This window comes from Streptomyces sp. WM6372, from assembly GCF_001279655.1.
GTDB lineage: Bacteria > Actinomycetota > Actinomycetes > Streptomycetales > Streptomycetaceae > Streptomyces.
In genome coordinates this window covers 1-21150 of record NZ_LGDB01000195.1, presented here as the reverse complement: position 1 = coordinate 21150, position 21150 = coordinate 1, and the positions used below count along the sequence as shown (strand labels likewise).

Annotated in this window: 22 protein-coding genes; 13 read left to right on the top strand and 9 right to left on the bottom strand. The window is 72.6% G+C overall.

Features of this window, described 5'->3' with window-relative positions:
* Positions 1-41: 41 nt before the first annotated feature.
* Both ADK52_RS22945 and ADK52_RS22940 read right to left on the bottom strand, forming a co-directional pair.
* Positions 42-554 carry a hypothetical protein gene (locus ADK52_RS22945; protein WP_053691726.1) on the bottom strand — a complete coding sequence of 171 codons (513 nt, stop codon included), beginning with the start codon at positions 552-554 and terminating at the stop codon, positions 42-44.
* Positions 555-606: 52 nt separating this feature from the next.
* Positions 607-1722 carry a magnesium and cobalt transport protein CorA gene (locus tag ADK52_RS22940; protein WP_053691725.1) on the bottom strand — a complete coding sequence of 372 codons (1116 nt, stop codon included), beginning with the start codon at positions 1720-1722 and terminating at the stop codon, positions 607-609.
* Between the two features lie 399 nt (positions 1723-2121).
* Here ADK52_RS22940 and ADK52_RS22935 point away from each other — a divergent pair, with 399 nt between their 5' ends.
* From ADK52_RS22935 to ADK52_RS22920, 4 genes are all read left to right on the top strand, one after another.
* Positions 2122-2706: a suppressor of fused domain protein gene (locus ADK52_RS22935; RefSeq protein ID WP_053691724.1), complete on the top strand. Its 585-nt coding sequence runs from the start codon at positions 2122-2124 to the stop codon at positions 2704-2706.
* Between the two features lie 75 nt (positions 2707-2781).
* Entirely contained in the window at positions 2782-3423 is a 642-nt protein-coding gene (locus ADK52_RS22930) for a DUF6758 family protein (RefSeq protein ID WP_053691723.1), read from the top strand.
* Positions 3424-3541: 118 nt separating this feature from the next.
* On the top strand, positions 3542-4408 hold the full coding sequence (locus ADK52_RS22925) for a PHP domain-containing protein (RefSeq protein WP_053691722.1): 867 nt from the start codon (positions 3542-3544) through the stop codon (positions 4406-4408).
* Positions 4409-4489: 81 nt separating this feature from the next.
* Positions 4490-5095 carry a MarC family protein gene (locus ADK52_RS22920; protein ID WP_053691721.1) on the top strand — a complete coding sequence of 202 codons (606 nt, stop codon included), beginning with the start codon at positions 4490-4492 and terminating at the stop codon, positions 5093-5095.
* Positions 5096-5185: 90 nt separating this feature from the next.
* On the opposite strand, the gene ADK52_RS43075 is transcribed toward ADK52_RS22920, so the two are convergent.
* The 3 genes from ADK52_RS43075 to ADK52_RS22910 form a co-directional block, all read right to left on the bottom strand.
* The gene (locus tag ADK52_RS43075) at positions 5186-5338 is read right to left on the bottom strand and encodes a hypothetical protein (RefSeq protein WP_166663124.1); all 153 of its coding nucleotides are present in this window, start codon (positions 5336-5338) and stop codon (positions 5186-5188) included.
* 96 nt (positions 5339-5434) lie between these two features.
* A complete protein-coding gene (locus ADK52_RS22915; RefSeq protein ID WP_053691720.1) occupies positions 5435-6292 on the bottom strand; it encodes an alpha/beta fold hydrolase in 858 nt (285 codons plus the stop codon).
* A 118-nt stretch (positions 6293-6410) separates the two neighbouring features.
* The gene (locus tag ADK52_RS22910) at positions 6411-8678 is read right to left on the bottom strand and encodes a DEAD/DEAH box helicase (RefSeq protein WP_324615939.1); all 2268 of its coding nucleotides are present in this window, start codon (positions 8676-8678) and stop codon (positions 6411-6413) included.
* Between the two features lie 305 nt (positions 8679-8983).
* Between ADK52_RS22910 and ADK52_RS22905 the strand changes: the two genes are divergently transcribed.
* Positions 8984-9742 (top strand): ferritin-like fold-containing protein, encoded by a 759-nt coding sequence (locus ADK52_RS22905; RefSeq protein WP_053691718.1) that lies wholly within the window; start codon positions 8984-8986, stop codon positions 9740-9742.
* Between the two features lie 124 nt (positions 9743-9866).
* Here ADK52_RS22905 and ADK52_RS22900 read toward each other — a convergent pair whose 3' ends face one another.
* The 4 genes from ADK52_RS22900 to ADK52_RS22885 form a co-directional block, all read right to left on the bottom strand.
* On the bottom strand, positions 9867-10169 hold the full coding sequence (locus ADK52_RS22900) for a hypothetical protein (protein WP_398904880.1): 303 nt from the start codon (positions 10167-10169) through the stop codon (positions 9867-9869).
* Positions 10170-10301: 132 nt separating this feature from the next.
* Complete coding sequence (locus ADK52_RS22895; RefSeq protein WP_030153467.1) at positions 10302-10529, bottom strand: DUF3107 domain-containing protein; 228 nt, start codon at positions 10527-10529, stop codon at positions 10302-10304.
* 194 nt (positions 10530-10723) lie between these two features.
* On the bottom strand, positions 10724-11380 hold the full coding sequence (locus ADK52_RS22890; RefSeq protein ID WP_030153469.1) for a TetR/AcrR family transcriptional regulator: 657 nt from the start codon (positions 11378-11380) through the stop codon (positions 10724-10726).
* 126 nt (positions 11381-11506) lie between these two features.
* Entirely contained in the window at positions 11507-11722 is a 216-nt protein-coding gene (locus tag ADK52_RS22885; RefSeq protein WP_030153470.1) for a hypothetical protein, read from the bottom strand.
* A gap of 162 nt (positions 11723-11884) precedes the next feature.
* On the opposite strand from ADK52_RS22885, the gene ADK52_RS22880 reads away from it, so the two are divergent.
* The 8 genes from ADK52_RS22880 to ADK52_RS22850 all read left to right on the top strand — a co-directional run.
* Positions 11885-12919, top strand: a complete 1035-nt coding sequence (locus ADK52_RS22880; RefSeq protein WP_053691717.1) for an alpha/beta fold hydrolase — start codon at positions 11885-11887, stop codon at positions 12917-12919.
* Between the two features lie 5 nt (positions 12920-12924).
* Entirely contained in the window at positions 12925-14433 is a 1509-nt protein-coding gene (locus tag ADK52_RS22875; RefSeq protein WP_053691716.1) for a DUF3152 domain-containing protein, read from the top strand.
* Between the two features lie 70 nt (positions 14434-14503).
* Entirely contained in the window at positions 14504-14599 is a 96-nt protein-coding gene (locus ADK52_RS44840) for an Ms4533A family Cys-rich leader peptide (RefSeq protein WP_311318607.1), read from the top strand.
* A gap of 219 nt (positions 14600-14818) precedes the next feature.
* Entirely contained in the window at positions 14819-16561 is a 1743-nt protein-coding gene (locus ADK52_RS22870) for an ABC transporter substrate-binding protein (protein ID WP_078988535.1), read from the top strand.
* Positions 16558-17544: an ABC transporter permease gene (locus ADK52_RS22865; RefSeq protein WP_199828538.1), complete on the top strand. Its 987-nt coding sequence runs from the start codon at positions 16558-16560 to the stop codon at positions 17542-17544. The genes ADK52_RS22870 and ADK52_RS22865 overlap by 4 nt, the downstream gene beginning before the upstream one ends.
* On the top strand, positions 17541-18533 hold the full coding sequence (locus ADK52_RS22860) for an ABC transporter permease (protein ID WP_053691714.1): 993 nt from the start codon (positions 17541-17543) through the stop codon (positions 18531-18533). The genes ADK52_RS22865 and ADK52_RS22860 overlap by 4 nt, the downstream gene beginning before the upstream one ends.
* The gene (locus tag ADK52_RS22855; RefSeq protein ID WP_078988534.1) at positions 18530-20188 is read left to right on the top strand and encodes a dipeptide ABC transporter ATP-binding protein; all 1659 of its coding nucleotides are present in this window, start codon (positions 18530-18532) and stop codon (positions 20186-20188) included. The genes ADK52_RS22860 and ADK52_RS22855 overlap by 4 nt, the downstream gene beginning before the upstream one ends.
* Before the next feature lie 189 nt (positions 20189-20377).
* The coding region (locus ADK52_RS22850; protein ID WP_159046013.1) for a DUF3492 domain-containing protein at positions 20378-21150 on the top strand (773 nt) is incomplete at its 3' end.

Sequence of the window (21150 nt, the reverse complement as noted above, 5' to 3'; positions counted from 1 at the left end):
GGTACGGGGGACCGGCGGGCTCGGTGGTCCCGGGACCGGCCCTAGCGGGCCGCCTTCTTCCGCTTGAGCAGCAGCTTCGGCAGCCCGGCCGGGACGGGCCGGCGGGTGACCGCCGGCGAGCCCAGCGGGGTCGCGGCCAGCGATCCGCCGGGCAGGTCCGTGCTCGCCGCCACCGGCTCCAGCCGCAGCAGCCGGCACTCGCGCGCCCACCGCTCGGTCATCTGCTCCGAGTCGGGCGCGTTCAGCCGCTTCCCCTTCAGCTCGGCGACGGCTGCCTGCCACTGCTCGCTGCGGGGCGGGAGCTCCCGTACGGCCGCCGTCCAGGCGACGAGGCGGCCGCCCTTGTCCTTGCTGCGCACGGTCACCTCGGCGGCCCCGCCGTCCGCGAGCCCCGGGAACGGCTGCTCCCCGGGCCCGTCGCCCAGCACGTGGGCCGCGCCGTCGACCCAGGCGTGCCACAGGGCCCGGTCGGCCCCGGAGCCGCGGACCCAGATCAGGCCGGACTTCTTGGTGGCCTCCTCGACGAGGGCCAGGTCGAGCGCGCTGAGAGTCATGCGCAACAGAGTAGGGGGTGGCCCGGGGCCCGGCACGACCGTGCGGAACCCCCTAGAGCCAGCCGTGGCGGCGCAGGGCGCGGTGGATGGTGAAGCAGATGCCGACGATGGTGGCCATCACCATCGGGTAGCCGTACTTCCACTGGAGCTCGGGCATGTGCGCGAAGTTCATCCCGTAGACCCCGCAGATCATCGTCGGCACGGCGATGATCGCCGCCCACGAGGTGATCTTGCGCATGTCCTCGTTCTGCGCGACGGTCGCCTGCGCGAGGTTGGCCTGGAGGATCGAGTTGAGCAGCTCGTCGAAGCCGATGACCTGCTCGTGCACGCGCGCCAGGTGGTCGGCGACGTCGCGGAAGTACTTCTGGATGTCCGGGTCCACCAGCCGCATCGGACGCTCGCTCAGCAGCTCCATCGGCCGCAGCAGCGGGGAGACGGCCCGCTTGAACTCCAGCACCTCGCGCTTGAGCTGGTAGATGCGGCCCGCGTCGCCGCCGCGCGCGCTGCCCTTGGCGGGCGCGGCGAACACCGCGCTCTCCACCTCGTCGATGTCGTCCTGGACGGCCGCCGCGACCGCGATGTACCCGTCGACGACGTGGTCGGCGATGGAGTGCAGGACGGCCGAGGGGCCCTTCGCGAGCAGCTCGGGGTCGTCCTGGAGGCGGTGGCGCAGGGACCGCAGGGAGCCCTGGCCGCCGTGCCGGACCGTGATGACGAAGTCGGGGCCGGTGAAGCACATCACCTCGCCGGTCTCCACCACCTCGCTGGTGGCGGTCAGTTCGGCGTGCTCCACGTAGTGGATCGTCTTGAAGACGGTGAAGAGCGTGTCGTCGTAGCGCTCCAGCTTCGGCCGCTGGTGCGCGTGCACCGCGTCCTCCACGGCGAGCGGGTGCAGGCCGAAGGTGGCGGCGATCCCCGCGAACTCGGCCTCGGTCGGCTCGTGCAGGCCGATCCAGGCGAACCCGCCGCTCTCGCGGACGCGGGCCATCGCCTCACGCGGGGTCAGACAGGCCGATCCCAGGGCGCGTCGGCCGTCGCGGTACACGGCGCAGTCGACGACCGCGCTGCTCGCCGACGGGTCGCGGGTGGTGTCGTAGCCGGGCTGGGACGGGGTGGACCTGCGCAGGGCCGGACGTACGGCGGCACGCAGGTAGGGCAGCATCGACATGGCAGGCTCCTTCGCACGCACGGCTGCGGACCGTACGGGTGGGAGGTCCCTTCCGGATGGCGCGGCCGCGGCAGGCGGGCAGGCCCGGGGCGGACGGAAGGAACAGGACGGGAGGACAAAGTTCCGCCGTCGCTCTTCTACTGATCAGATGATCAAACGGGCGGGAACGTGCCCGTGGTGCCCGTACAGGAAGTGGAAGAGCGGTTGGTACTGCACGATCGACTTCGATCCATTGCAGCCCCACCTCCTCCGGCCGGTCCTCCGTGGAGGACGTCCTGTCGTCGGCTGCCCCGAAACAGCTCTTCAAGAGTGTGGCCCCGACCAGCGGTCAACATTATCAGCCGACGGATGGTCAAGACCCGCCCTTTACCCGCCTCATACGAGTTCTATGCTCGCTTCATGGCACAAATTCTGGCTCTCGTCGAAGCCCGGCTGCGCAGCGCGCTCGGCGAACCCGACGCCCGCGCCGCCGTCACCTTCCTCGGCACCGACCGCATCGAAGTGCTGCGTTTCTCCGAGGGGGACCTCGTGCGGTACGCGACCCTCGGCATGTCCGCGCACCCGATGACCGACCCGACCGCCGTGGTCGCCGACCCGCTGCGCGGGCCGCGCGCCGAGCTCGTACTGACCGTACGGGCGGGACTCGCGCCCACCGACAAGCTGCTGCGGCCGCTCGCGGTACTGGGGGCCGCTCCGCAGGTGGAGGGACTGGTCGTGGCCCCCGGCGCCTCGCTCGACGTGGGTGAGCCGCTGTGGGACGGGGCGCCGTTCACCTCCGTACTCGTCGCGGAGCCCGGCGGACTGGTCGAGGACCTGGAACTCGACGAGCCCATGGACCCGGTGCACTTCCTCCCCCTCCTGCCGATGACGGCGAACGAGGCCGCCTGGAAGCGGGTGCACGGCGCGGCGGCCCTCCAGGAACGCTGGCTGTCGCACGGCACGGATCTGCGGGATCCTCTCCGTACCGCGGTGCCGCTGGACTGAGACATCCGGAACGGGGCATCCGGACGGGTGATCGTGTCTTGACGGGGCGCCGGGCGGGGAGGAGCGTGGCTTCTTATGAGGGGTGAACCAAGTTGCCCGAAGTGCGGAGGCCGGGTCAGGGCGCCCGGGCTCTTCTCCGATTCGTGGCAGTGTGCGCTGCACGGCACGGTGCACCCCTTGCAGCCCGTCATCCCACCCAGCGTCGAAGGCCTGGGCGTGGTGGTGAACCGGGCGAAGGTGCCGGTGTGGATGCCGTGGCCGCTTCCGGTGGGGTGGCTGTTCACCGGGGTGGCGGCGGCCGGTGACGACCGCAGCGGGGGCCGGGCGACGGCGGTGGCCTGCTCGGGCCCCGGACCGCTCGGCGGGATCGGCGAGCTGCTGCTGGTCGCGGAGGAGTTGGGAGTCGGCCTCGGCGCGCGGTACGCGGGGATCGACGGACCCGACCCCGGCACGTACATGGACGTCTCGACGCCCCCGCACGCCAAGGTCGTCGCGGCGGGCCGCCCGACACCGCTGTGGCACGTGAAGGGAGCCCCGGACGACCGGGCCGTGTTCGCCGGCGAGGCGCGCGGGCTGTGGCTGTGGGCCGTCGTCTGGCCGGAGCAGTCGGGCCTGTTGATGTACGACGAACTGGTGCTGACGGACCTGCGGGACGCGGGCTCCGAGGTCGAACTCCTGCCGTGCGGCGCGCTGAGCCCGCGCGTCCTGGGTCCGTAGCGGACGCCTCCCGGGGGCCGCTCCGGGGCCGGGCGGCGAGTGGCTTGGCGCCCGGACGGCGGCCGGGCGTTATCCTGGGGTGTCCCCCCGTACCCGCGAGACCCCTGGAGCACCGGCCGTGCGCATCGATCTGCACGCCCACTCCACGGCCTCCGACGGGACCGACAGCCCCGCAGAGCTGGTCCGCAATGCGGCCGCCGCCGGGCTGGACGTGGTCGCTCTGACCGACCACGACACGGTCGGGGGATACGCCGAAGCCCTCGCCGCACTGCCGCGCGGGCTCACCCTCGTCACCGGCATGGAGCTCTCCTGCCGGCTCGACGGCATCGGCATGCACCTGCTCGCGTACCTCTTCGATCCCGAGGAGCCCGAGCTCGCCCGCGAGCGGGAGCTCGTCCGCGACGACCGCACCCCGCGCGCCCACGCCATGATCGGCAAGCTCCGGGAGCTCGGCGTCGACGTCACCTGGGAGCAGGTGGCCCGGATCGCCGGCCGAGGCTCCGTCGGGCGCCCGCACATCGCCACCGCGCTCGTCGAGCTCGGCGTCGTCCCCACCGTGTCCGACGCGTTCACGAAGGACTGGATCGCCGACGGCGGCCGCGCGCACGCCGAGAAGCACGAGCTCGACCCCTTCGACGCCATCCGCCTGGTCAAGGCGGCCGGCGGGGTGACCGTCTTCGCCCACCCCGCCGCCGTCAAGCGCGGCACGTGCGTCCCCGAGTCCGCGATAGCCGAGCTCGCGTCCGCGGGTCTGGACGGGATCGAAGTGGACCACATGGACCACGACACCGACACGCGCGGGAGGCTGCGCGCCCTGGCCGGCGAGCTCGGACTCCTCACGACCGGGTCCAGCGACTACCACGGCAGCCGCAAGACGTGCCGCCTCGGGGAGTACACGACCGACCCCGAGATCTACGGCGAGATCACGCGCCGTGCGACGGGAGCCTTCCCCGTTCCGGGCGCCGGCGGAGCGACCGGCGCGTAACGCGCCGCCCGGCGCGCGAGCGCGCCTCTGGGCCCCCTTTTCCTTTCTTCGAAACACCCCTCTCTCCTGCAAGGCATCACTGTGTTTGACTTCGCCGTCTTCGGATCCCTATTTCTCACGCTTTTTGTGATTATGGACCCCCCGGGGATCACGCCGATCTTCCTCGCCCTGACCTCGGGCCGACCCGCCAAGGTGCAGCGGCGCATGGCCTGGCAGGCCGTCTGCGTGGCCTTCGGCGTCATCGCCGTCTTCGGCATCTGCGGCCAGCAGATCCTGGACTACCTGCACGTCTCCGTCCCCGCGCTGATGATCGCGGGCGGTCTGCTGCTCCTGCTCATCGCGCTCGACCTGCTCACCGGCAAGACCGACGAGCCCAAGCAGACCAAGGACGTGAACGTCGCGCTCGTCCCGCTCGGCATGCCGCTGCTCGCCGGTCCCGGTGCGATCGTGTCCGTCATCCTCGCCGTGCAGAAGGCGGACGGGGTCACCGGCCAGATCTCGGTCTGGTGCGCGATCATCGCCATGCACGTCGTCCTGTGGATCACGATGCGCTACTCGCTCGTGATCATCCGGGTCATCAAGGACGGTGGTGTCGTCCTCGTGACGCGGCTCGCCGGCATGATGCTCTCCGCGATCGCCGTCCAGCAGATCATCAACGGCGTGCTCCAGGTCATCCACACGGCCTGAGCGCCGCGGCCCGCTCCCGCGCACGCGAACGCCCCCGCACCGGATCGGTGCGGGGGCGTCGACGTCTTCGTGCGGATGGTGCGGAGGGTGTCAGGAGGACGCACTCTCGGCCGGTCGGATCAGAATGCGCTGGCCTACGGCGGCCGCCTGCTGCACGATCCGGTTGACGGAGGCCGCGTCCACGACGGTGCTGTCCACGGCGGATCCGTCGACATCGTCCAGGCGCAGAATCTCGAAGCGCATGGGGCTTCTCCCTTCGTCAGTGTTCTCCTTGCACTGTTCCAACGAAGTGTAAGAGGCAAACATTCCCTACGCTAAAGAAATTTTTTCACTCGCTAACTAACCTAGCGGGTGGGCGTCCCAGAACGAGGCCAGCGCACCCGCCGTGACCTGCGGATTCTCCGCATTGGGGGAGTGTTCGCTACCCGCCACGACCACCCGGGCCGCACCCAGCCGCCGTGTCATCTCGTCCATCAGCGGGACCGGCCACGCGTAGTCGACCTCGCCGGACAGCACCAGCTTCGGTAGCTCCACCGCGCTCAGCCCGTCCACCCGGTCCGGCTCGGAGACCAGGATCCGGCCCGTGGCGATCAGCTGCTCGGGCACCGTGGCCAGCCACCGCCCGCGCAGGAACTCCGCGAGCTCGGGGGAGTCGGGCACCGCGTCCTCGGGGTCGAACGACCGCATTGCCGTCCAGACGCCCAGCATGTCCTCGCGCATCGCCTCCAATGCGGCGACCAGCAGCTTCGTACGCTCCTGCTGGTCCTCGGCGATCGCGGCCGGCCCGCTGCTCATCAGCGTGAGGGAGGCGAAGGGCGCCGCGTCGCGCAGTACGGCGGCCCGCGCGATCAGGCCGCCCAGCGAGTGGCCGACCAGGTGGACCGGCCCCCCGTCCACGGCGGCGGTCTGGGCGAGTACGTCCTGCGCCAGCTCCTCCAGCGCGTACGCCGACTCCTCGCGCGGGCCGGGGCTCTCGTGCTGCCCCCGCCCGTCGACCGCGACCACCCGGTACCCGGCGGCGGCCAGCGGCTCCAGGAGGCCGATGAAGTCCTCCTTGCTGCCCGTGAACCCGGGGAGCAGCAGGGCGGTGCCGCGGACCGGCTCGCCGGCCTCGTGCACGGCGAAATCGCCGCGGGCGGTGGACAGGAGGTGCGCGCGGGCACCGGAGGGAAGCGTGAGGCGGGGCGGCTTGCTCATGGGCCAGAGGCTACCGGCCCGAGGTTACCGGCGCGTAGGGGAGGCGTGTACGGGCCGGATACGCCGGTGGCCCGGTCCCCTCGGAAGGGGACCGGGCCACCGGACGGCGGTACGGGGATCAGGCCTCCGTGGTCTCCGCGACGGGAGCGACGGCCTTGCGGGTCCGCGTGCGCTTCGGCTTCGCGGGGGCCTCCTCGGCCACCGGCGCGGCCGGAGCCTCGACGACGGCAGCGGCGACCTTGCGGGTCCGGGTGCGCTTCGGCTTGACCGCGGCCTCCTCGGCCACAGCGGCGGCCTCGGCGACCGGAGCGGCCTCCGCGACCTTGCGGGTCCGGGTGGCCGGGGCGCTGCGGCGGGCCTTGACCGGGGGCTCCACGGGCGGGGCCACCTGGAAGTCCGGCTCCGGGGCCGCGTCGACGGCCTTCCGGGTCCGGGTCCGGCGGGCCTTGACCACGGTCTCCGCGGCCGGAGCCTCGGCGATCGGGGTCACCTGGGCGAGGACGGGCTTCTGGGTCGGGACCCGGCGGGCCCGGACCGGCTCGGCCTTGACGGGCTCGGCCTTGACCGGCTCGGCCGACGGGGCCGACTGGAACTCCGGCTCCGCGAAGACCGGAGCCTCCGCGACCTTGCGGGTCCGGGTACGGCGGGCCTTGACCGGGGCCTCCTCGGCCGGAGCCTCGGCGACCGCGACCGCGGCGACGGGGGCGGCCTCGACGACCGGAGCGACCGGGGCCGCCTCGGCCACGGCCGCGGCAGCGGCTGCGGCGGTGGTCACCGAACGCGTCCGGCGGCGGCGCGGCTTGCGCGCCTCGTCACCGGCCGGCGCCTCGGGGGCCTCGGCCACCGGCGTCACGGCAGCGGCCTCGGCACCGAGCTCGGAACCGCCCCGCGTACGGCGGCGCTGGCGCGGGGTGCGCGTACGGGCCTCACGCTCTTCGACCGGAGCGGCGGCGGCCGGACCGCGGTCACCGCGGTCGCCGCGACCGCCACGGCCACCGCGGCCGCCGGTCTCGCCCAGGTCTTCGAGCTCCTCGGCCTTCAGGCCGGCCCGCACGCGCTCGGCGCGCGGCAGGATGCCCTTGGTGCCGGCCGGGATGTGCAGCTCCTCGAACAGGTGCGGAGACGTGGAGTACGTCTCGACCGGGTCGTGGAAGTCCAGCTCCAGCGCCTTGTTGATCAGCTGCCAGCGCGGGATGTCGTCCCAGTCGACCAGCGTGACGGCGGTGCCCTTGTTGCCCGCGCGGCCGGTGCGGCCCACGCGGTGCAGGAAGGTCTTCTCGTCTTCCGGCGTCTGGTAGTTGATGACGTGGGTGACGCCCTCGACGTCGATGCCGCGCGCGGCGACGTCGGTGCACACCAGCACGTCGACCTTGCCGTTGCGGAACGCGCGCAGCGCCTGCTCGCGCGCGCCCTGGCCCAGGTCGCCGTGGACGGCGCCGGACGCGAAGCCGCGCTTCTCCAGCTGCTCGGCGATGTCGGCCGCCGTGCGCTTGGTACGGCAGAAGATCATGGCCAGCCCGCGGCCGTCGGCCTGCAGGATGCGGGAGACGAGCTCCGGCTTGTCCATGTTGTGCGCACGGAAGACGTGCTGCTTGATGTTGGCGACGGTCACGCCCTCGCCCTCGGGCGAGGTGGCGCGGATGTGCGTCGGCTGCGTCATGTACCGGCGGGCCAGGCCGATGACCGCGCCCGGCATGGTCGCCGAGAACAGCATCGTCTGGCGCTTGGCCGGCAGGTAGTTGATGATCTTCTCGACGTCGGGCAGGAAGCCCAGGTCGAGCATCTCGTCGGCCTCGTCCAGGACGAGCGCCTTGACCTGCGACAGGTCGAGCTTGCGCTGGCCGGCCAGGTCGAGCAGGCGGCCCGGGGTGCCGACGATCACGTCGACGCCCTTCTTGAGCGCCTCGACCTGCGGCTCGTACGCGCGGCCGCCGTATATGGCGAGGACGCGGACGTTGCGGACCTTGCCCGCGGTCAGCAGGTCGTTGGTGACCTGGGTGCACAGCTCGCGCGTCGGGACGACGACGAGGGCCTGCGGGGCGTCGGTCAGCTGCTCGGGCGTTGCCCGGCCGGCCTCGACGTCCGCGGGGACGACGACCCGCTCCAGCAGCGGAAGGCCGAAACCGAGCGTCTTGCCGGTACCGGTCTTCGCCTGGCCGATGACGTCCGTGCCGGAAAGGGCGACAGGGAGGGTCATCTCCTGGATCGGGAAGGGGGACACAATGCCGACGGCCTCAAGGGCTTCGGCCGTCTCGGGAAAGATCCCGAGGTCTCGGAACGTAGTCAGGGTGCTGCCTCTTCTGTGAGACGCGGCGCGAGGCGGCGAGGGGGGTCGTACCGTGCCTGGCTTGCAGTACTGCGCCCTCCCAGAAATCGGGAGAGCCATTACGAAGCTGCGCGGGACCACTGGCCTTCGCTCAAGCGCTTGTGCCGCTGAGGGGGCCCCTCGTGGAGAGGTCGTACGCATGGACGTACGCATCACGCCGAGGGCGGTCGGGTGGAGCCGATCGGGCCACCGACCGGGCATCCTCATTCGGATGGCCCGCCGAGTATCCGGCAGGCGCATTACCACTGTACCCCGGAATCGCGCAGGTGTGTCGGGTGAATTCACCTGGTAGTCGCGTTTAGGCGGACCAGTAGTGACCCGATGCGGTGCCTTGAGCGGGGTTCCGGCGGGCTATTGTGCGGAGCATGTCGACCGTTGAAAACGCATCGCCCTCCGACGACAGCACCGCCGCCGAGGCGACCGGGATCGCTGCCCAGGACTGGGCGACCGCCTCCGCCTCGCCGCAGTACCGGGCAGCCGTCGTGGACCTGCTGGGAGCGCTCGCGTACGGAGAGCTCGCGGCCTTCGAGCGCCTGGCGGAGGACGCGAAGCTCGCGCCCACCCTCGACGACAAGGCCGAGCTCGCGAAGATGGCTTCCGCGGAGTTCCACCACTTCGAGCGGCTGCGCGACCGCCTCGCGGCGATCGACGCCGAGCCCACCGCCGCCATGGAGCCCTTCGCCAAGGGCGTCGACGACTTCCACCGCCAGACCGCGCCCTCGGACTGGCTGGAGGGCCTGGTCAAGGCCTACGTCGGCGACTCCATCGCCAGCGACTTCTACCGCGAGGTCGCCACCCACCTGGACAGCGACACCCGCGCCCTCGTCGTGAGCGTGCTCGACGACACCGGCCACGGCGGCTTCGCCGTCGAGAAGGTGCGCGCCGCCATCGAGGCCGACCCGCGCTGCGGCGGCCGGCTCGCGCTGTGGGCCCGCCGGCTGATGGGCGAGGCGCTCTCGCAGGCGCAGCGCGTGGTCGCCGAGCGCGACGCGCTCTCCACGATGCTGGTGGGCGGCGTGGACGGGATGGCGGCCGGCTTCGACCTGGCGGCCGTCGGCGAGATGTTCACCCGGATCACCAAGGCGCACACCAAGCGCATGGCCGCACTGGGCCTCGCCGCCTGATCGTTCCCCCTGCCCGCCCCACCTGCTCGTACGTCGGCCCCGGCGCGGAATCCCGCGCCGGGGCCGACGTACGAGGTGACGTATTACGGGTCAGTCGGGCGCGCGGTCCCGACCGGAGGGCCGGTCAGCCCTGCGAGGGGAGCGAAAACGGAGCCCTGCGGGATGAGCGCCGGGGTCCCGCGCCGGGGCGCAGCAGCAGCGACAGCACCACCGCGGACACCAGCACCGAGCCGACCAGGGTCGCGAAGAGCGTGTTGTGCCCGGGACCGAGCGCGAACTGTGTCAGGTACGCCCCGAAGAGGGCGCCCAGGACCCCGCTGACCAGCACCATCCGCGGGGACGGCAGCCGCCGGGCCAGCACTCGCAGGGCCGCTCCGGCAAGGGCGAGGCCCAGGAGGGCGGAGCCGAGCGCTTCCAACAGCAGCATGGGGGTCTCCCGCAGGTCAGGGGCAAACCGGGTCACTGCGGTCCTACCCGAAGCGGAGGAAAGGGAAACGGCCCGGTGGAATCAACCACCGGGCCGTTCCACCCAGTTCTTCCGAATGCCGGTCGCGATGCGTCAGAGCGCGCCGAAACCGACCTTGCGCACGCTCGGCTCGCCCAGGTCGACGTACGACAGGCGGTCCGCCGGCACCAGGACCTTGCGGCCCTTGTTGTCGGTGAGGCTCAGCAGCGGCTCCGAACCGGTCAGCGCGGCGGTGACGATGCGCTCCAGCTCCTCGGCGCTCAAGTCGCTCTCCAGCACGATCTCCCGGGGTGCGTGCTGCACGCCGATCTTGACCTCCACGGCTTTGTCCCTCCGATGGTCGGTTGTGCGCGATCAGCCGCGCCGTACCCGGACCACATTAGCCCGGAGAGGGGACCCGGATGCGGCGCTCCGGACACGCTCGCAGCGAACACCAGCGGGTCAGAGCCCCCCGGGTCGTACAGAGGCCGGGATACGGGCCCGGGCTACCGGGGGGCCGGGCCCGCGCCGCCCGGTCAGGCCTGCGGCGCCTGGCCGCCCTCCGTGCCGTGCAGCGGGAAGCCGGCGATGCCGCGCCAGGCCAGCGAGGTCAGCAGGCCGACCGCCGTGTCCCGGGCGACCGGGCTCTCGCTGGAGAGCCAGTACCGGGCGACGACCTGCGAAACCCCGCCGAGGCCCACGGCCAGCAGCATCGACTCGTCCTTGGACAGGCCGGTGTCCTCGGCGATGACGTCGGAGATGGCCTCGGCGCACTGGAGCGAGACGCGGTCGACGCGCTCGCGCACCGCCGGCTCGTTCGTCAGGTCGGACTCGAAGACCAGCCGGAACGCGCCGCCCTCGTCCTCCACGTACGCGAAGTAGGCGTCCATGGTCGCGGCCACGCGCAGCTTGTTGTCCGTCGTCGACGCGAGCGCCGTGCGCACGGCGAGCAGCAGGGCCTCGCAGTGCTGGTCCAGTAGCGCCAGGTAGAGGTCCAGCTTGCCCGGGAAGTGCTGGTACAGCACGGGCTTGCTGACGCCGGCCCGCTCCGCGATGTCGTCCATCGCGGCCGCGTGGTAACCCTGCGCGACGAAGACTTCCTGGGCCGCGCCCAGGAGCTGATTGCGTCGGGCTCGGCGCGGCAGTCGCGTGCCCCGGGGACGCGCTGCCTCCGTCTGCTCGATGGCTGTCACGCCGCCTCCCACTTTCTCTCAGAACACAGTGCGCCATGCGCCGCGCGGCCATCGTACTTTTCGGTAACCGAATCTGTAGGGTCCAAGCCGAGTTTTCTCGCTTGACGGACCGCCCGGAGATGCTGGTCAGCGGTAGTCGTCCTCGTCCAGGGTCACCACCCGCGCCTGCTCGGCGGCATCCCCGTCCGCGGCCTCGTCGCGGTCCACCCCGGTGACCCGGTCGTCGTCGTCCGGCTGCAACTCGGCCAGCTGTTCCGCCGCATCGGCCTCGGGCGCCTCGGCGTCGAGGGTCTCCGGGAAACGCTCCTGGAAGGTTTCCGGCTCTGCGGGGTCGACGGTCATGTGGCTCCCCTTCTTCCCTCGCCCCTCGTGGGCGGGCCTCGTCGGTGGCCTGCCTCATCTATGAGCGTAGGAGGATCGCGGATACCCCGCTACGCGGATCCCCAAGCATCTGTGATGCCGAACACAAGAGTCCGGACGTGATCGTCTCGTAACATTGGCCGCATGTCTTCGACCGAGCCGCCGGGTGTGCGATCCGCATCCGAAGCGTCCCCCCAGGTGGGAGCCGTCCACGTCGCCGAGGGGGAGCGGTTGCGCACCGCGGTGCTGCCCGGACTGGAGCTCGCCGTCCGGTCCCGGCCCCCGCTGCGCACGGGGCTGCCGCCCGCGCTGTTCGTGCACGGACTCGGCGGTTCGTCGACGAACTGGACGGACCTCATGGCACAGCTGGAGGACAGCGTCGACGGCGAGGCCCTCGACCTGCCCGGCTTCGGCTGGTCCCCGCCGCCCGCCGACCGGGACTACTCGGTCACGGCGCTGGCCCGCGCGGTCATCCGGCACCTCGACGCCGCCGGGCGCGGCCCCGTCCACCTCTTCGGCAACTCCCTCGGCGGCGCCGTCTCCACCCGCGTCGCGGCCGTCCGCCCCGACCTGGTGCGCACGCTCACGCTGGTCTCGCCGGCGCTGCCCGAGCTGCGCGTGCAGAAGTCGGCCGTCCCGACCGCCCTGCTCGCCGTACCCGGGATGGCCTCGCTGTTCGGCCGGCTCACCCGCGGGCTGAGCGCCGAGGAACGCACCCGCGGGGTGACGGCCCTCTGTTACGGGGACCCCTCACGGGTGACACAGGAGGGCTTCGCGCACGCCGTCGCGGAGATGGAGCGGCGGATGGCCCTCCCGTACTTCTGGGACGCGATGACCCGCTCCTCGCGTGGCATCGTCGACGCGTACACCCTCGGTGGCCAGCACGGACTGTGGCGCCAGGCGCAGCGGGTGCTCGCCCCGACCCTGCTGGTCTACGGCGGCCGGGACCAACTGGTCTCGTACCGTATGGCGCAGAAGGCCGCGGCGGCCTTCCGGGGTTCGCGGCTGCTGACCCTGCCCGAGGCCGGGCACGTGGCGATGATGGAGTACCCCGGGGTGGTGGCGCAGGCCTTCCGCGAACTGCTGCGCGACACCGACCCGGACACGCGCGATACGCGCGATACGCAGGACATGCACGACACGCCGGACATCCGAGACACCGAAGACGGCAGAGGCTGAGGACCGTGGGACGACATAGTCGCAAGGGGCCCGCTCCGGCCCCCGCCCCTGTCCGCCCGGAGCCGCTGGCGGGTGCGGAGCCCGCGGCGGCGTTCCCGTACGAGGAGCGCCGCCCTCACGAGCAGCTCCCGCCGTACGAGGAGCACCTTCCGTACGAGCAGCACCCGCCGTACGAGGAGCAGGCCCCGTACGCGGAGCCGTCCGTCTTCGAGGAGCGCCGCCGACCGTACGGGGAGCAGCGCGCCCACGACGACGGGCACCGGCCGTACGAAGAGCAGTGGCCCTCCGGCGGGTACCCCGCGTACGAGGAGCCGCGCGGCGGCCACCCCGAGCAGCGCGAGCCCGGCGGCGCCTGGGGCGAGCGGTCCGACGCGGTGTACGGGGACTGGCGCGGCGTACCGCGGGCACGCCAGTCCGCGTACAACGCGCCGGCCGCCGCCGTTCTGGACACCGACACCCCGGCCTACGGCACCCCCGCGGTCGGTTTCCCGCAGGTGACCCTCCCGCAGCCCGCGGCCGACCCCTCGACCTCCACCGGCCCGCAGCGCCTGGTGCCCGGGCCGCGTGCGCCGATGGCCGCCCCGGCCCCGGCCGCTCCCGCCAATCCCGCCGAACCGCTCGCGCCTGCCGAGCCGACCGCTCCCGCCGCTCCCGCCGAGGAGCCGCCCGCCTCCGGGCGCGGGCGGAAGGCCCGTACGTACACCGGGGTGGCCGTGGCGGCCGTCACCACCGCTCTCGCCGTCGTCGTCGCCATGCAGATGGCCACCGACGGCGACAGCGGCTCCTCGCCCACCGCGAGCTCCGCGGGCGACACCCAGAAGCGCGCCGACTCCGGCAAGTCCGCCGCCTCCCGCTCCGACGGCCGGGCGACCCCGGCGGCGTCCGCCGCCCCGGCTGCGCCCGCGGTGGAGCTGTCGTACGAGCAGAAGATGGCCCAGCAGTTCCCCATCGACGAGAAGCTGAAGGGACCGGGCACCTTCGACACCGTCCCCGGGGTGGCGCCGGCGCCCGGCAAGGGCAAGAAGATCCGCTACCGGGTCGACGTCGAGCAGGGGCTCGGCCTGGACGCGCAGCTGTTCGCCGAGGCCGTCCACCGCACCCTCAACGACGACCGCAGCTGGGGCCACGGCGGCACGAAGACCTTCGAGCGGGTCCCGGGCGGCGAGGCCGACTTCGTCATCACGCTGGCCAGCCCCGGCACCACCGGCGTGTGGTGCGCGAAGTCCGATCTGGACACCACCGTCGACAACGTCAGCTGCGACTCCGCCTCCACGGACCGGGTCATGATCAACGCGTTCCGCTGGGCGCAGGGCTCCACGACGTACGGCGCGGACCAGATGTTCGCGTACCGGCAGATGCTCATCAACCACGAGGTCGGCCACCGGCTCGGCCACGGGCACGTGAACTGCCAGACCCCGGGCGCGCTCGCGCCGATCATGCAGCAGCAGACGAAGTCCCTCGACATCGGCGGGATCCAGTGCAAGCCAAACCCCTGGGTGTTCCCCGGGAGTTGACGGACAACGGGGGGTGAACGGCGGGATTTCGCGTTGACAACGTGTCCGATGGTCGGTAATTGTTCTCCGCATGTCGCACCGCCACACCACCGCCGCGAGCGCCGCCATTGAGCTGGCGCTGCTTGGTGTGACCGCGCACAGCGTGGCCGACATCCTCTGTCGCTGACGCCCACCCGATCGCGCCGCGACTTCCGCCTTTCCGCTTCCCTCGCCGCGCCCGGGTATCTCCATGCCCGCGGGCGCGGCTTCCTCGTTCCACCGGCATGCAGCCGCACAGGCGTGCTGCCGGTTCCCGACTGCTGACCGCTGTCCCTCGCGTGGCCTTCTCCGTCATTCCGTTCGGTGCCCGAAGCCGGGCACACCACGCCGAGAGGTCCCTTTTCCCATGCCCCGTCAGTCCCAGACATCGCGCCGCATGGCCGCCGTCGCCGTCAGCCTCGTCCTGGCCGGAGGCGCCGCGGCGTGCGGTCCCAAGGACGCCGCGGACCAGTCCTCCGGCACGTCCGGCGCCGCGGGCGGCGCCCCGCAGAAGGGCGGCACCCTGTCCGTCCTCAACTCCGAGCCGCAGAACGACTTCGACCCGGCCCGCCTCTACACCTCCGGCGGCGGCAACATCCCCTCGCTGGTCTTCCGTACGCTCACCACCCGCAACCGCGAGGACGGCGCCGCCGGCACCAAGGTCGTGCCCGACCTGGCCACCGACACCGGCAGGCCCAACGCCGACGCCACCGAGTGGACGTACACGCTCAAGGACGGGCTGACGTACGAGGACGGCACCCCGATCACCACCGCCGACATCAAGTACGGCATCGAGCGGTCCTTCGCCGCCGAGCTGTCGGGCGGAGCCCCGTACCTGCGGGACTGGCTCGTCGGCGGCGAGAGCTACGAGGGCCCGTACAAGGACGGCGGCAAGGGCCTCGACTCGATCCTCGTGCCCGACGCGAAGACGATCACCTTCAAACTGCGCAAGCCCGAGGGCGAGTTCCCCTTCGTGGCCACGCAGACGCAGTTCGCGCCCGTCCCCAAGGCCAAGGACACCGGGGTGAAGTACGAGGAGCACCCCGTCTCCTCCGGCCCGTACAAGGTCGTCAAGAACGAGAACGACGGCGAGCACCTCACCCTGGAGCGCAACGCGAACTGGGACCCGAAGACCGACGAGGAGCGCAAGGCCTACCCGGACCGCATAGACGTCCGCTCCGGTCTCGACGCGGCGGTCATCAACCAGCGGCTCTCCACCAGTTCGGGCGCCGACGCGGCCGCCATCACCACCGACACCAACCTGGGACCCGCGGAGCTCGCCCAGATCGGCGGCGCCGGCGACAAGAGCGAGCTGGCCGCGCGCGTCGGCACCGGCCACTTCGGCTACACCAACTACCTCGCCTTCAACCCGAAGGTGGCCCCCTTCGACAACCCGAAGGTCCGCCAGGCCATCTCGTACGCGATCAACCGCACCAGCGTGATCAACGCGGCGGGCGGCTCCGCGCTCGCCGAGCCGGCCACCACCTTCCTGCCCGAGCAGAAGGCCTTCGGCCACACCCCGTACGACCACTTCCCGGCGGGCAAGGCGGGCGACCCGGCCAAGGCCAAGGAGCTGCTGAAGGAGGCCGGCTTCCCGGACGGGCTGAGCATCACCCTCACCCACTCCACCGCGCAGAACCGGCAGACCAGCCCCGAGGTCGCGACCGCCGTCCAGCAGGCGCTCGCCGCCGCCGGGATCACCGTCAAGCTGGAGGGCCTGGAGAACAACGCGTTCAACGAGAAGCGCTGGGACGCCAAGAACACCCCCGGCTTCTTCCTCTCCCGCTGGGGAGCCGACTGGCCCTCCGGCGGCCCCTTCCTCGCGCCGATCTTCGACGGCCGGCAGATCGTCGCCAACGGCACCAACTACAACCACGCACAGCTGAACGACCCGGCCGTCAACGCCGAGATCGACGAGATAGCCAAGCTGACGGACCTCGCCGAGGCGGGCAAGCGCTGGGGCGCACTCGACAAGAAGATCGGTGAGCAGGCCCTCGACGTGCCGCTCTTCCACCCGGTCTACAAGCGGCTCGTCGGCAAGGACGTCAAGAACGTCGTGATCAGCGACTGGACCGGCGTCCTCGACATCTCGCAGGTCTCCGTCAAGTGACCGCGATCCTCCGGCAGCCGGCGGCGCCCGCGCCCGGGGCCCTCGCCCCGGGCGCGGGCGCCGCGCGCCAGGTCTGGCGGCGGCTGCGCAGGCGGCCCTCGGCCGCCACGGCCGCCGCGGTCCTGGCGCTCCTCGTCCTCCTCGCCCTCGCGGCGCCCCTGCTCGCCCGGGTCACCGGCCAGGACCCGAACGCCTACCACGACGGGCTCGTGGACTCGGCGCGCGGCGGCGTCCCGCTCGGCCCCCTCGGCGGGATCTCCGCCGACCACTGGCTCGGCGTCGAACCCGGCACCGGCCGCGACCTGTTCGTCCGCCTGCTGTACGGGGCGCGGATCTCCCTGCTCGTCGCGCTCGGGGCCACTTCCGTGCAGATCCTCGTCGGGGTCGCCGCCGGACTGGCCGCCGCCCTCGGCAACCGCTTCACCGCCCACTTCGTCGGCCGGCTCACCGACGTGATGATCGCCCTGCCTGCGCTGGTGTTCGCCATCGCGCTCACCGCCGTCGTCCCCGCCGACTTCCCGCGCCCGCTGCTGCTGATCCTGGTCATCGGCCTGCTGGGCTGGGGCTCGACCGCCCGGATGGTCCGGGCCCAGACCCTGGCCCTGCGCGAGCTGGACTTCGTCGCCGCCGCCCGGCTGTCCGGCAACGGCACCCTGCGCATCGCGCGCCGTGAACTGCTGCCGTCCCTGGCCGCGCCCGTCATCACGTACGCGGCGATCCAGGTCCCGACCAACATCGTCGCCGAGGCCTCGCTGTCCTTCCTGGGCGTCGGCGTGAAACCGCCGACCCCCTCCTGGGGACAGATGCTGTCCAGCGCCCAGACCTGGTTCCGCGCCGACCCCCTGTACGTCCTGCTCCCGGCCGGGCTGCTCTTCGTCACCGTGCTCGCGTTCACCGTGCTCGGCGACGCCGTCCGCACGGCCCTCGACCCGCGCGAAGGCTCCCGCCTGCGGATCGGCACCCGGAAGGAGGCCGCGGCGTGACCCGCTTCGTCATCAGCCGGACCGGGGGAGCGCTCCTCGTGCTGCTCGCCCTGTCCGTCACCGTCTACCTCCTCTTCTACGTCGCCCCCGGCGACCCCGCCCGGCTCGCCTGCGGCGAGCGCTGCAATCCGGCGCAGGTCGCCCAGGTGCGCGAACAGCTCGGGCTGAACGACTCGGTGGCCGTGCAGTACCTGCACTTCCTCCAGGGTCTGTTCACCGGCCGGGACTACTCCGGCGGCGCCGGGCTGGTGCTGCACTGCGACGCACCCTGCCTGGGGTTCTCGTACCAGAACGACCAGCAGGTCACCCAGCTCCTGCTGGAGCGGCTCCCGGCCACCCTGTCGCTGGCCCTCGGAGCCCTGGTGATCTGGCTCGTCGTCGGCGTCGGCACCGGACTGCTGTCCGCGCTGCGCCGCGGGGGGCCGACGGAACGCGCCCTGACCGTGCTGACCCTGGCCGGGACCGGCACGCCCGTGTTCATCCTCGGACTGCTGCTGCTCATGGCGGTCTGCGCGTACCTGCAGTGGCTGCCGTTCCCGACGTACGTGCCCCTGGGCGAGGACCCCGAGCAGTGGGCCTGGAACATGCTGCTGCCCTGGATCACGCTCGGCGTCTTCGAGAGCGCCAAGTACGCCCGGCTCACCCGCAGCGCCACCCTGGAGACGCTCGCCGAGGACCACATCCGCACCTTCCGCGCCTACGGCGTGGGGGAGCGGGCCATCGTCACCCGGCACGCGGTGCGCGGAGCGGTGGCCCCGGTGATCGCGCTCAGCGCCGTGGACTTCGGCACGATGATCGGCGGCGCCGTGCTCACCGAGTCGCTGTTCGGGATCCCGGGGCTCGGCAAGACGCTGATCGACGGGGTGCGGGTCGTGGACCTGCCGGTGGTGGTCGGCGTCGTCCTGGCCATCGGTGCGGCCGTGGTCGTCGCGGGCGCCGTGGCCGACCTGCTGTACGCACTCGCGGACCGAAGGGTGGCGCTGACATGAGCGGGTTGCTGGTGGAGGTCTCCGCCCTCGCGGTCGACTTCCCCGTCGACGGACCCGCGCAGTACGTACGCGCCGTCGACGGGGTCTCCTTCACGCTGGAGGCGGGCGGCGCCCTGGGCATCGTCGGCGAGTCCGGCAGCGGCAAGTCCACCGTCGCCGCGGCCCTGCTGGGACTGCACCGCGGGACCGGTGCCCGGCTCGGCGGCTCGGTCCGGGTCGGCGGTACGGACGTCGCCGCGGCCTCGCCGGCGGAACTGCGCGCGCTGCGCGGCGGCACCGCCGCCATGGTCTTCCAGGACCCGCTCAGCTCCCTGGACCCGTACTACGCCGTCGGCGACCAGATCGCCGAGGTGTACCGGATCCACGCGGACGTCTCGCGACGCGCCGCGCGGGCGCGGGCGGTCGAGGTGCTGGACCGGGTGGGCATACCCGACGCGGTGCGCCGCGCGCGGGCACGCCCGCACGAGTTCAGCGGCGGCATGCGGCAGCGGGCGCTGATCGCCATGGCGCTGGCCTGCGAGCCGCGGCTGCTGATCGCCGACGAGCCGACCACGGCGCTCGACGTCACCGTGCAGGCCCAGATCCTGGAGCTGCTGCACGGACTGCGCGAGGAGCGCGGCCTCGGGCTGGTGCTGGTCACGCACGACGTCGGCGTCGCGGCGCAGAGCGTGGACGAACTGCTGGTCATGCGGGACGGCGCCGCCGTGGAACGCGGCCCGGTGGGGCGGGTCCTGACCGCGCCGGCCCACCCGTACACGAAGGACCTGCTGGCAGCCGTACCGAGGCTGGACGGTCCGCGGGAGCCGCGGCCGGCCGGCCCGGCAGCCGGCGCCGAAGCCGGCGTGCCCGTCGTCGAAGCCGTCGCGCTGCGGAGGGAGTTCGGGCGGGGCAAGCGGCGCGTCGCCGCCGTCGGCGGGGTCTCGCTCTCCGTACGGGCGGGGGAGACGCTGGGCATCGTAGGGGAGAGCGGCAGCGGCAAGAGCACCCTCGGACGGATGCTCGTCGGCCTGCTGGAGCCCGGCTCCGGGCAGGTCCGCCACGACGGCCGGACGACCGCGGGCGTGGTCCCCGGAGTCCAGATGGTGTTCCAGGACCCGGCGTCCTCCCTCAACCCGCGCCGCACCGTCGGCGAGTCCATCGCCGACCCGCTGCGCGCGGCGGGGGAGCGCGACGAGGCCGCGGTCCGGGCCCGGGTCGGGGAACTCCTGGTCCGCGTCGGGCTGGAGGCCGGGCACCGCGACCGCTACCCGCACGAGTTCAGCGGCGGCCAGCGCCAGCGGGTCGGCATCGCGCGGGCCCTGGCGCCCCGGCCGCGGCTGATCGTCTGCGACGAGCCCGTCTCCGCGCTCGACGTGACCACGCAGGCACAGGTCACGGCCCTGCTGGCCGAGCTCCAGCGGGAGCTCGGGATCGCGCTGGTCTTCATCGCGCACGACCTCGCCGTGGTCCGGCAGGTCAGCGACCGGATCGCCGTGATGCGGGGCGGCCTGGTCGTCGAGGAGGGCCCGGTGGACGAGGTGTACGACCGCCCCCGGCACGCGTACACACGGCAACTGCTGGCGGCCGTACCGGCCTTGGCGGCCGCCGTGCCCGTCCTGGGAGGCGCGGGAGGCACAGGAGGAGCAGGGGGAGCAGGAGGAGCGGGAGGCGCCTGAGGTACGAGGGCCGCAGGCCCTTTCTAGCGCGCTCGAACGCTGGCCGTGGGCGAAAGTTACGACTCTTCACCCCTTCCGGTGGCGCGACGGACAACCGTCCGTCGCGTCATCGGCATATCCGCTTGAGTTTCCCGCGGCGGGTCACCGGACCACGGCGACCGCCTGAACGGGAGATCGGGGGTGCCACTCGTGCGGATCGGACTGCTCACGGAAGGTGGTTATCCGTATGCGACGGGAGAGGCACGGCTGTGGTGCGACCGGCTGGTCCGCGGGCTGCCGCAGCACGAGTTCGAGCTCTACGCACTGAGCCGCAGCGCCGAGCAGGAGGAGCGCGGCCGGGTCGTCCTGCCCGAGCACGTCACCCGCGTCTGGACCGCCCCGCTCTGGGCCCCGGCGGACGACGGGCGCACCTACTCCCGGCGTGAGCGTCGGCGCTTCGCCGACAGCTTCAAGGAGCTGGTCCGCGGGATCTGCGCGGGCGAGCCGGATCCCGAGGCCTTCGCGGCCGGGCTGTACGGGCTGGCCGAACTCGCCCGCGAACAGGGCGGACTGTACGCGGCCCTGCGCTCCGAGACCGCGGTGCGGGCGGTGGAGTCCGGCTGCCGCGCCCCCGGCGCGCGCCGCTCCGTACAGCGTGCCCAGGTCGCCGACCTGCTGGACTTCGTCGACGAACTGGAGCGCCTGCTGCGCCCGTTGTCCCTCGACTGGTACGAGGACCTGCGCGAGGTCGACGTCTGCCACGCGGCGGCGGGCGGGATCGCCGCGCTCCCCGGCCTGCTGGCCAAACGCTTCTTCGGGGTTCCGCTGCTGGTCACGGAGTACGGCGTCCAGCTCCGGGCCCACTACCTGGAACACGCGGTGGACCCGTCGGCTCCCGGTGGGAGCGGCGGGACCGGGGGGCGCGGGGGGGGCGGGGGGGCCGGGGGGCGGGGGGGGGGGGGGGACGCGCCCCCGCCCCCCCC